This is a genomic window from Gallicola sp. Sow4_E12, assembly GCF_052116305.1.
Lineage (GTDB): Bacteria > Bacillota > Clostridia > Tissierellales > Peptoniphilaceae > JBQKLI01.
Genome location: NZ_JBQKLI010000064.1, coordinates 1 through 521, shown reverse-complemented (window position 1 = coordinate 521; position 521 = coordinate 1). Strand labels below are relative to the sequence as shown.

The window sequence follows — 521 nt, the reverse complement described above, 5'->3', positions numbered from 1 at the left end:
TGGCGGACGTGTTCGAGCTGACGCCGGAGCAGTTGGTGCAACTGGAGGAGGCATGCCGGGCAAAGGATCGGCTTGACTCTCTGGATGCGGCGATCCGTGGCAAGCATGACGTGCTGCTGTCGATTGAGACGGACGATAACGGAGTGGCCAGCTTGGTCGTGAACTCGGCGCTGCGTGAGGCGAACGCGACGGCCACGGTCCTCAAGCAGCTATTGGCCGCGCTGCGGTTGCCAGACGTGGAGGGTCGCCGGCCCCAGTATCGGGGTCCGAGGGGTGCCTATCAGAAGTCTGTGGAGTCGGTCGCATCCGCCGGCAAGGTGTCGAGCCTTGACCGGGCGCGGAAGCGGCGCGCAGGCTGATGTTCCGGCCCTTGTTCGAGGGGCAGAAGTGCTCTCTCGGCTATGCCGTCATCGACTGGCTCGAGGAGTATGCCTGCCATGGCCCTGGGCCGGTGGAGGGGCAGCCGTTGACGTTTGATGATGAGATGCTCGATTTCGTCGTGGACGCCTACGAGCTCGAAC

The 521-nt window shown here is 64.3% G+C and carries 1 protein-coding gene; it reads left to right on the top strand.

All coding sequences use genetic code 11. The annotated features are described in order from the left end of the window. The coding region (locus ACTQ46_RS11195; protein WP_441749898.1) for a hypothetical protein at positions 1-359 on the top strand (359 nt) is incomplete at its 5' end. Positions 360-521 lie beyond the last annotated feature (162 nt).